Annotated in this window: 10 protein-coding genes; 7 read left to right on the top strand and 3 right to left on the bottom strand. The window is 68.5% G+C overall.

Annotation, left to right across the window (positions count from 1 at the left end):
* On the top strand, positions 1-219 hold a 219-nt coding region (locus tag VF632_RS11115; protein WP_331022957.1), incomplete at its 5' end, for a hypothetical protein.
* A 487-nt stretch (positions 220-706) separates the two neighbouring features.
* The gene (locus tag VF632_RS11110; RefSeq protein WP_331022956.1) at positions 707-3166 is read left to right on the top strand and encodes a fibronectin type III domain-containing protein; all 2460 of its coding nucleotides are present in this window, start codon (positions 707-709) and stop codon (positions 3164-3166) included.
* Between the two features lie 153 nt (positions 3167-3319).
* Here VF632_RS11110 and VF632_RS11105 read toward each other — a convergent pair whose 3' ends face one another.
* The 3 genes from VF632_RS11105 to VF632_RS11095 all read right to left on the bottom strand — a co-directional run bounded on the left by VF632_RS11105 (position 3320) and on the right by VF632_RS11095 (position 5353).
* A complete protein-coding gene (locus VF632_RS11105) occupies positions 3320-4459 on the bottom strand; it encodes an aminotransferase class V-fold PLP-dependent enzyme (RefSeq protein WP_331022955.1) in 1140 nt (379 codons plus the stop codon).
* A complete protein-coding gene (locus VF632_RS11100) occupies positions 4456-4833 on the bottom strand; it encodes a carboxymuconolactone decarboxylase family protein (protein ID WP_331022954.1) in 378 nt (125 codons plus the stop codon). The genes VF632_RS11105 and VF632_RS11100 overlap by 4 nt, the downstream gene beginning before the upstream one ends.
* A gap of 124 nt (positions 4834-4957) precedes the next feature.
* Entirely contained in the window at positions 4958-5353 is a 396-nt protein-coding gene (locus tag VF632_RS11095) for a GxxExxY protein (protein WP_331022953.1), read from the bottom strand.
* Positions 5354-5478: 125 nt separating this feature from the next.
* On the opposite strand from VF632_RS11095, the gene queG reads away from it, so the two are divergent.
* The 5 genes from queG (at position 5479) to VF632_RS11070 (ending at position 9521) form a co-directional block, all read left to right on the top strand.
* Entirely contained in the window at positions 5479-6645 is a 1167-nt protein-coding gene (queG, locus tag VF632_RS11090) for a tRNA epoxyqueuosine(34) reductase QueG (protein WP_331022952.1), read from the top strand.
* Positions 6646-6814: 169 nt separating this feature from the next.
* The gene (locus VF632_RS11085) at positions 6815-7117 is read left to right on the top strand and encodes a hypothetical protein (protein WP_331022951.1); all 303 of its coding nucleotides are present in this window, start codon (positions 6815-6817) and stop codon (positions 7115-7117) included.
* A 475-nt stretch (positions 7118-7592) separates the two neighbouring features.
* Positions 7593-7727: a hypothetical protein gene (locus tag VF632_RS11080; RefSeq protein ID WP_331022950.1), complete on the top strand. Its 135-nt coding sequence runs from the start codon at positions 7593-7595 to the stop codon at positions 7725-7727.
* 742 nt (positions 7728-8469) lie between these two features.
* Positions 8470-8778 (top strand): hypothetical protein, encoded by a 309-nt coding sequence (locus VF632_RS11075; protein WP_331022949.1) that lies wholly within the window; start codon positions 8470-8472, stop codon positions 8776-8778.
* A 2-nt stretch (positions 8779-8780) separates the two neighbouring features.
* Positions 8781-9521, top strand: coding sequence for a hypothetical protein (locus VF632_RS11070; protein WP_331022948.1), 741 nt, complete (start codon positions 8781-8783; stop codon positions 9519-9521).
* The last annotated feature ends 118 nt before the right edge of the window (positions 9522-9639 follow it).

Below are 9639 nucleotides of genomic sequence, written 5' to 3'. Positions count from 1 at the left end.
CAGAACGATCGGCACTGGTATGAATCCTCTGCCAACGATGCACTCGAGCGGACACTGACCCGGGCAAAAAGCCCTGTTTCCGGATGCGAACGAATTCGCTGCAACGACCACACGAAGTCCGCCTTCGCGGACTGGCTTGCTCGGGTGCGGGTTGGGGCCTGGAGCGCGACCGGGAGAGGGCAGCCGGGGAATGCGCCGGCCCCGCCGAAGCGCACCTGACTGTGCCAGGGCTGCCAGCCCGAGCACCGAGCCAGGCTGACCACACGGCACTGGCTCCCTTCCCCCGCGGGGGTTTGCGGGGGAAGGGCTGGGGATGGGGGGCGCCGCGGCATGCGCGATCCCAAGCCTCATCCGGTCCGAAGGTCTCCCCGGCCGGTGGTGACGGTCCTGAACCCGCGCGACCCGGAGTTACGGCGGCCCCGCCGTACTTTCTGCTCTGGCCGTGGCCGCGCTGGGACCCGTGCTGTACGCCGTTGCCCGGCGCGGCGCGAGTACCTGAACAGAAGGTGAGGCTTTCGTGGATGGGTGGGGTTGCCACGCCGACATTGTGTGGCGCGCGTAGGCACGCTATCCTTTTCTGACGCACGTTACGACGCCCGGCGGGAGCACCCGCCGCGGGCCTCACCCCCAGTGCGCCAGCCCTCGCCGGTGTTCGCGGTACTTGCCCGAGCGGCCATGCCGCCGCTTCCCTCCGCCACGGATTGCCATGGCTTCCCCGCGCAGCTTTCGAGGCATCACCCTGGCTCTCCTGGCCGGCATTCTGTACGGGTGCGACGGCACGCCCCCACTCACGGCCATCGAGCCGCTCAGCTGCGACCCGGAAGAGTGCGCGGATGCGCTCGAGGCGGTGTCTGCTGCGGACCGCCTGACGGCGCTGCTTTCCGACGACGGCAGCCGCATCCACCTGGCCTGGCCCGACACGTCGTCTACCGAGACGACGTTCCGCGTCTACCGGCGGGTGGCTGCCGTAGACGGCAGCCACCCGCCCTTCCAGGTGCTGGCGGATGTCCCCGCCAACAGCGTGGGCTTTGCGGACAGCGTGGGCCTGGCCCCCTGGACCCTGTACCAGTACCAGGTGCGGCCCTGCCACGGAACCGTGTGCACCGCCAAGATGAACAGCGAGATCGTCACGGTGGCACGCCCGCCCGCGGGAGTGGAGTGGGCGCGGTGGGCGCCCACCCGGGTGCGGCTCGCCTGGCTGTGGCTCCCCCCCGGCGCCACGCACGTGGACGTAGAGCGGCGCGAGTGGCTGGGTCCGGGCACCGTCACGGAGCCCAAGGTGATCGCGCAGGTCCCGGCCACCGCCACGTCGCACATGGACAGCGTGGGGGTGGAGCCCACGGGCAAGTACCGCTACCGCCTGCGCGCGTGCAACGGCGCGGCGTGCTCGCTGTGGGTGCGCACCGCGTACGTCCTGCCCGGCCCGGTGCCGGCGGCCCCTGGAAGCGTGTACGGCGCCGTGGCGCGCGCCGGGGTGATCGCGCTCGCCTGGACGGCCGGCACGGGGCCGGCGCCGCGCTACTACCTCGTGGAGCGCCGGCAGCGCAACGGCGACGGGGGGTATGGCGAGTACCAGCCGCTGGGTGAGCTGGCGGCGGAGCGGCTCTCGCTCCGGGACTCGGCCGGCCTGGTTTCCGGAGAAACGTACGAGTACCGCGTGAGCGCGTGCGGCGGTGGCGGATGCGCCCGGCGCACCTCGGGCGACGTGGCGCTGGTGGTGGGTCCCGCGCCCGTGGCGCCAGGCGCCATCCACGCGGGCCCGCTCGGCACCTCGGCGCACGAGGTGATCGTAACCTGGAGCGACGTCAGCAGCGACGAGGCCTCCTTCCGCGTCGTTCGCAGCCGGGACACGGGCGAGGGCTTCGGCCCCTTCGAGCCGGTGGCGGAGCGCTCGGGCAACGTCACCTATCACGTGGACTCGGTGGGCGCGTCGCCCTGGGTGGCGTACCGCTACCGGGTGCAGGCCTGCAACGCCGGCGGCTGCTCCACGTCGCCCACCAGCGCGGTGGTGACGATGTCCCGTCTCCCGGTGGCGCTGCACGGCACACGCTACTCCCCAGCGCGGAACCACGTCGGCTGGATACGCGGCTCCCTCGCCCTGGGCCAGGACCGCTACGAGGTGCAGCGGCGCACCGCCGACTCGGGGGCGACGTTCGCCCCGGCGGGGCAGGTGCCGGGCGCGCCGGAGGGGTACCCGGTGGAGCGCTTCGTAGACACGGTGGGCGTGGCCCCCGGGGTGAGCTACGAGTTCCGGGTGCGCGCCTGCAACGGGAGCTTCTGTACCGCGTGGTCGGATCCCGTGGTGGTCGAGGTGCCCGTGGCCATCCCCACGTCGCCGGTGCTGCGCGTGCAGACGGTGTCGCCCACGGCGCTGGAGCTGGTCTGGACGCCAGGCCCCACCGTGCCCACCTACCTGCGCATCGCGCGCCGGCAGCGCGGCGGCGACGGTACCCTGGGGCCGGTGCAGGCGACGGTGGAGGTGCCCGCCGAGCCCGCGGCGTACACCGACACGGGGCTCACCGGCGGCGCCACCTATCAGTACGAGGTGAGCACCTGCAACGGCCTGGGCTGCAACACCTCGCTGGTGGAAGCCCTGGTGAACGCCGGGCCGCCAGCCGCACCCCCGGCGCTGGCCATCAACCAGTACGGCGTGCACACGCTGCAGACGAGCTGGGAGGACGTGAGCGACAACGAGGGCCTGTACCGCCTCACGCGGCGCGCCAGCACCGGAAGCGGCTTCGGCGCCTACTCGCCGGTGGCCGAGCTGCCGCGCAACAGCACGTCCTACACGGAGCAGGGGCTGGCGTCGTGGACGGCGTTCCAGTACCAGCTGCGGGCGTGCAACAGCGTGGGCTGCTCCGCGGCCGTGACCTCGCCGCCGCGTACCACCGCCGAGCTGCGGGCCACCTACACGCGCGTTGCTCCCACCTCCGTGGCGGTCACGTGGACGATCAACCCCACGGGGGGCGATCGAGTGGAGATCCAGCGGCGGCGGCGGCAGGAGGACGGCACCTACACGGCCTTCGAGGCGGTGGCGAGCGTGGCGCCCGCGTCCGGCGGCTATACGGACGAGGGGCTGACGGCCGGGGCGCAGTACCGCTACCAGGCCCGTGCGTGCCAAGGCACGGTGTGCACGGCGTTCTGGCCCAGCACGGGGCCGCTCTGACCCGCGCCGGGCGCGGCTTTTCGCGCGCCGGGGGAGGACCGACGAGAATCGCCCTTCGAGGCAGGCACGACCGGCGGTTTCACACGGAGGGCACGGAGGAAGGGCGGAGGGCTGCCGTTCCTCCGTGCCCTCCGTGTGTCCGTGCGATGCTGTTCAGACCTGGCGCAGCGCCTCGATGAACATCCGGCTCTCGTCCGGCGTGTTGTAGAAGTGGGGCGAAACTCGCACGTAGTCGGCGCGGTGGTCGACGATGATGTTGCGGTCGGCCAGCTGGCGGACCGCGCGCGCCGCGTCGTCGTGGCGCACCAGGATGATCCCCGAGCGGTGCGCGGGCTCGCGCGAGATCTTCATCTCCCACCCCTGCTCGTCCACCAGCCCCACCAGGTCTGCGGTGAGCGCGGCGATGCGCTCGTACGCCTTTTCCTGCCCCGCCTCGGCAAAGATCTCCAGCCCGCCGAGCGCCGTATAGACGGTGGGGACGGCGGGGGTGCCCATGGAGAAGCGGCCGGCGTCGTCGCGGAACTCCAGCTCGTCGTTGCGGAACTGGAACTGGTCGCGCGCGCCGAACCACGAGGCGATGGTGGGCCGGAGCTCGGCGATGCGCTCCTGGCGGACGTACAGGAACGCCAGCCCGGGGCCGCCCAGAAGCCACTTGAGCGGCCCCGCCACGTAGATGTCGGCGTCGACCGCGCGGGGATCGACGGTGATCTGGCCCGCGGCCTGGTAGCCGTCCACCAGGAACAGGGCCCCATTGTCGCGCGCCGCCTTCGCCGCGCCGGAAAGGTCCTGGATGTAGCCGGTGCTGTAGAATACGTGGCTGGTGGCCACCAGGGCGGTGCGCTCGTCGACGTACTGGGCCCAGCGCTCGGGCGGAATGCCGATGCCGTCGTCGGAGGGCACGCGGACGACCTCGACGTCGGGGCGGGCGAGCCACTGGTACACCAGGGTGGGGAAGTCCAGCTCGGCGACCACCACCTTGTTGCGCTTCGTGTAGTCGATGGACGAGGCGATGGACGACAGCGCGCCCGACACGCTGGGCGACAGGGCGATCTCGGACTCCTGGGCGTTCCACATCGTGGCGACGCTCTGCTTCAGCTGGCCGATGCGGCCCATCCACAGCTCGTACCACGCGCTGGCGCCCATGGTGTTCCACAGGGCCTGGTACTCGCCCAGGTAGCCCATCGACCGGCGCGACAGGGCGCCCAGAGAGCACGAGTTCAGGTACGTGCGCGTCTGCAGGATGGGGAACTCGGTGCGGAAGCGCTCCAGCTCCGGGTGCGGAATGGTGCTCATTCGGCCGTCTCGCGGTCGATGTCGATGGGTCCGTCGGCGTTCAGGCGGTCGAGCATGTCTACCGCGCGGCGCAGGTGCGGGATGACGATGCTGCCGCCCACGATCAGCCCCACGTTGAAGGTTTCGAACAGCTCGGCGTCGCTGACCCCTTCTTCCTTGCAGCGGACCAGGTGGTACGTCACGCAGTCGTCGCAGCGCAGCACCATGGAGGCGACGAGGCCCAGCAGCTCCTTGGTTTTTACGTCCAGCGCGCCGGGCTCGTAGCAGCGGGTGTCGAGCGCGAAGAAGCGCTTGATTTCCAGGTTGCCGGCCTCGAGGATGCGCTCGTTCATGCGCTCCCTGAAGCGGCGGAATTCTTCCAGTCTGTCTGCCATGCGCGTGCTTCCTTCCCGGGTTCAGGCGAGCGCGCAAAGTGCCCGCCTTCGCCGGCTCCGTCAAGGACAACTTCGGCCTCACGCAGAGACGCAGAGCCGCAGGGAGAGAACAGAAGAGAAGTGCTTACTGGTCTTCCGGAGAGTACGCGTTCACGACGCGCCGCACGCCTTCCTTGAGGGTCGCTGCGCCGAAATTGATGAGGAGTCCTACGCGGAGATCCAGCAGGCGTATGTACGTCAGCAGCTGCTTGGAATGAACGGGAGCGAGCTGCTCGACAGATTTCAGTTCCACCACCACGCGATCGTCCACGAGCAGATTGATCCGGAATCCCTCGTCGAAGCGGAGGCCGTCGAACTCGATGGGAACGGATTTCTGCCGCTCGACCTTCAATCCCCTCTGCTCGAGCGACCTGGCCAGCACGGCCTCATAAACCGACTCCAGCAGTCCCGGCCCGAGCTTCGTGTGAATCCGGTACGCTGCGTCGACGATCGCCCCCGTGAGCCGATCCCTCTCCTGCATTTCCTCTTGCCTTTCTCTCTCTGCGGCTCTGCGCCTCTGCGTGAGGCCGATGTTGATGTTAATAGTGTAAGCATTTCCGAGAAAGGTTGAGGCACGCGAGCGAGCTTGAGGGGTATGTGCAGCCCATGGAATCGACCCTGCTGTTACCCGCCAAGCTGAGCGAGCGCATCAGGGCCCAGGCCCTGGAAATGGGCTTCGGTGTGGCGGGGATCGCGCCTGCGCACGAGAGCGCCCAGGGGGACGCGTTCGCGCGATGGGTGGACGCGGGGATGCACGGCGAGATGGGCTACCTGGCCCGCGAAGACGCTGTCGCCAAGCGCCGCGACCCGGCCGTCCTGGTGCCGGGCGCCCGGTCCGCCGTGGTCGTAGGCCTGGAGTACTACAATGCCGACGCCGATCCCGCCGCCACGGCCGATCCCTCGCGCGGCATCGTCGCCCGCTACGCCCGCAACCACGACTACCACGAACTGATGAAGGAGCGCCTGATCGCGCTCCAGGAGTGGATCAACGCCGAGCTTCTGCCCGTCACCGGCCGCGCCTACGTCGATACCGGCGCCGTGCTGGAGCGCGAGCTGGCCAGCCGCGCCGGCCTGGGCTGGCAGGCGCGCAACACCATGCTCATCCAGCCGGGCCGCGGCTCGTTCTGGTTCCTGGGGGTGATCCTGCTGGACGTCGAGCTGGCGTACGACGAGGCGTTCCAGAAGGACCACTGCGGCACCTGCAACGCCTGCGTGAGCGCCTGCCCCACCGGCGCGCTCCTGGGACGCGACGAAACCGGCGCGCCGCGGATGGATGCGCGCCGGTGCATCAGCTATCTGACCATCGAGCTCAAGGGCGCCATTCCCCGCGACCTGCGCCCCCTGATCGGTAACCGCGTCTACGGATGCGACATCTGCCAGGAGGTCTGCCCCTGGAACCGCTTCGCCACGCCGTCGGCGGAGGAGGCGTTCCTGGCGCGCGAAGGGCTGGACGGGCCGTCGCTCATCGAGTGGGTGACGATGACGCAGGAGGAGTTCTCCGCGCGCTTCAAGGGTTCGCCCATCAAGCGGGCGAAGAGGCGCGGCCTCCTCCGCAACGTCGCCGTCGCCCTCGGCAACTGGGGTGCGCCCGAGGCCGTCCCCGCGCTCGCCGTCGCGCTGAACGACGAGGAGCCGCTGGTCCGCGGGCACGCGGCGTGGGCGCTTGGGCAGATCCCCGACGAACGGTGTGTGGACGTGCTGCGCGCGCGGCTGGCCGTGGAAGACGACGAGTGGGTCGTCTCCGAAATCAGGTCGTCGCTCGACGAGAAATGACGCCTGTTTCTTTGACTGGCTGGAAAGGAACTTGCATCTCACGGAGACGGAGGCCGGATCGTCGTCTCCGTCGCTTCCGCGCGTGTGTCGCCTGCACGCAGGGCGGCGTTCGAGCCGTGGACCGCTTCCGCATCTGCCAGTTCCATCACCCCCCACGCCAGGAGGACCTATGAAGAAGCTCAGGCTGCAACTGGAAGACCTGCGTATCGACAGCTTCTCGACCACGCCGGTGGAGAAGGAAAAGGGGACGGTGTTCGGCGAGCAGTGCACCTGCAACACTGCCTGTTCGTGTCCGGGCTGCCCCACCTGCGACGCCTCGTGCAACGGTACGTGCGCCGCTACCTGCGACGCGTCCTGCAACGGGACCTGCGACTACTCGTGTAACACCTGCGGCGGTAGTTGCGGTGCTGGCGACTCGTGCTATCAAACCTGCGCCCTCTACAGCGGCTGTACTCCGTACGCCTGCTGGTGACGTACGAGGAGAGCACGCCCCACCTGCGCGCGCTCCCCTTGCGCATCCACTCCCCACGCCGAGAGGGTGTCGGCTCGCGAAGACCCCGGCGATGAACGGTGGGAGCTGAGAGCGGCCATCGTTCAGGAGATGAGTAAACACGAACGCGCCCTGACCGCCGATGGTCAGGGCGCGTTTTCTCGTATGCGACGACGGCGGCAGTCCGCCGATCAGGCGCAGAGGCAGGGGGTACGTCACATAGCCGCCTGTTCGAGTTTGGCTCCCAGGTAAGGGCACGGAGGGGTGAGGGCGTTTCGAGAGCGTCTTAAGCAGCCTCCTGGCGGTGGTGGAGTTCAGCGCGCGCTTCAAGGGCTCGCCGATCACGCGGGCGAAGCGCCGCGGCCTGCTGCGCAACGTGGCCGTGGCGCTCGGAACTGGGGCTCGTCCGAGGCCATTCCCGCGCTCGCCGTGGCGCTGAACGACGAGGAGCCGGCTGGTGCGCGGGCACGCGGCATGGGCGCTGGGGCACATCGGCACGGAGGCGGCGCGGCAGGTGCTGCGGGGGAGGGAAGAGGTGGAGGCGGACGCGGGAGTGCGGGAGGAGATCGCGTCGGCGCTGGCGGAGCACTGATGATGCACCCCAACGGGTTCGCTCAAAGCAAGTAGCCTTGGGCGCTGGGTCGCGGCGGTGCGGCGGTGCGGCGGTGCGGCGGTGCGGCGGTGCTCGGAGCCGCTACACTCGAGGGCCTGGGGGGCAACTCCGTTGCGAGCGTGGCAGAGAGGAGCTGCCGGGGTTCCGGAGGGCGTCGGTCGTGAGGCCGCCGTACGCGCGAGGCCCGGTACCATCGATTCCGCTGAAGAAGGCTTTGCAAGCCACGCGGTCAACTCAAGAATCGGAGTTCGTCCCGTCTGGTAGATCAGCAATCCTCGCGAGCACGTCTCGAATCAAGTGCCGTGAGCTTGTTGAACAGAGCACTGCTACACCTCCAATGGCGTCGAGAGCTCACCTGCCACCGGGCAGGTGCCTCCCCCAGTATGACGCTGTAGCAAAGCGGCCGAGCAGGCCGACACAACGGCTCTGGTGCGTGTAGACATATAGTGCTATTCTTCGGACGTTTGGTACGCTCTGTAGTATGGGGTCTGCCTGTGACGTTGGACTGGAAAAAGGGGGTGTTGGAGGAATGCCGTCAGACCTTGAGGTAGAAACGATCCAACTCCTCGCCGAGGCTTTTGACGCGCTGGACGAAAGTGCCCGCCGTCGAGTGCACAGGTGGTTGAACGACCGGTACGGAGATCCGAGTGGGCACCCTGACCCTGGGTCGGACCAGTACTCGAGCCGAAAGGAAGTCACCGCGCAGCCGACGGTACCGGCTGTGGCCCACACCCTGGTTGACCTGGAGGCGCTCTATGCTGCGGCTAAAGTAACGGCCCAATGGGAACGGGCATTGATCACCGGCTACTGGCTTCAGGAGGTCAAGAGACAGAAGGATTTCGACGCCATGGCCGTGAACCAGGCGATCCGCCAGTGCGGCTACAGCATTAGCAACATCACACGCGAATTGACCAGGCTGACCACCTCAAAGCACCTGATGCTCGTGCAGATCAAGCCCCGCCGACGATTTCGCCTTTCGCGCGAAGGTTTGCGCTGGTCCCATCGAAGCCTCGGCCAGCCGGAGATGTAGACATGCGCGACGAACTCGTTCAGGCGCTCGCCGGGTGGATTCCCGCCAAGCTCGCTGCAGAGCTCGCGGACGATTTTCTCACGATCCGACGCGACGTGGCGGTGGGGATACCCGGCAAAGCGGCGCCCGGCAAATTCGTGGAAAGCGTCGTCCAGGCGCTCCAGTTCCTGACGACCGGGGCGTACGACGACCATCCCGCGGTGGACCGAGTGTTACATACGGCCGAAGGTCACGCCGGCCTGGACGAGGGTCTACGGATTTGCGTCGCCCGGATCGCACGGTCGATGTACACCCTCAGGAACAAGAGGGGAATCGCCCACAAGGGCGACATCGACCCCAATGAATACGACCTGCTGTACCTGCACGCAGCCGCGCAGTGGGTCATGGCCGAGATGGTCCGTACAGCTTCACACTGCACCATCGCAGAAGCGAACGCCCTGCTCCGACGCATTCGTGCCCCGGTGGGCGGGGTGGTCGAGGATTTTGGTGACCGCAAGCTGGTGCTGGCGGAACTCCCGGTCCGCGAGGAAATCCTGGTTCTTCTTCACAGTGAGTATCCACGCGGTCTTGGCCAGCGGCAGATCACCGACAGCTTGGACCGGAGCAGCACCCGGTCCGTCCTGAACGCGCTGAAGACCGCGTGGAAGCAACGCCTCGTGGAAGGGACGCCGGAAGCGGGATATACGCTCACCCGGCTCGGGCTCCGCGAGGCCGCGGGTATCCTGGTTGGAATGGCAATCTGAAGCCGGGCCCCGTTTCCAATCGGGAGGGGGCTGGCCGAAGGGAACATGAGATGGTCGGGCGGACGGCAACCACGCCGAACGCCCCGTGCGCGTCCTCACTCTACGGCACTCAGGTCCG

The sequence above is a fragment of the Longimicrobium sp. genome (assembly GCF_036388275.1).
Classification (GTDB): domain Bacteria; phylum Gemmatimonadota; class Gemmatimonadetes; order Longimicrobiales; family Longimicrobiaceae; genus Longimicrobium.
Note: the sequence above shows the minus strand (reverse complement) of the source record. Positions and strands in the feature narration are given on the sequence as shown.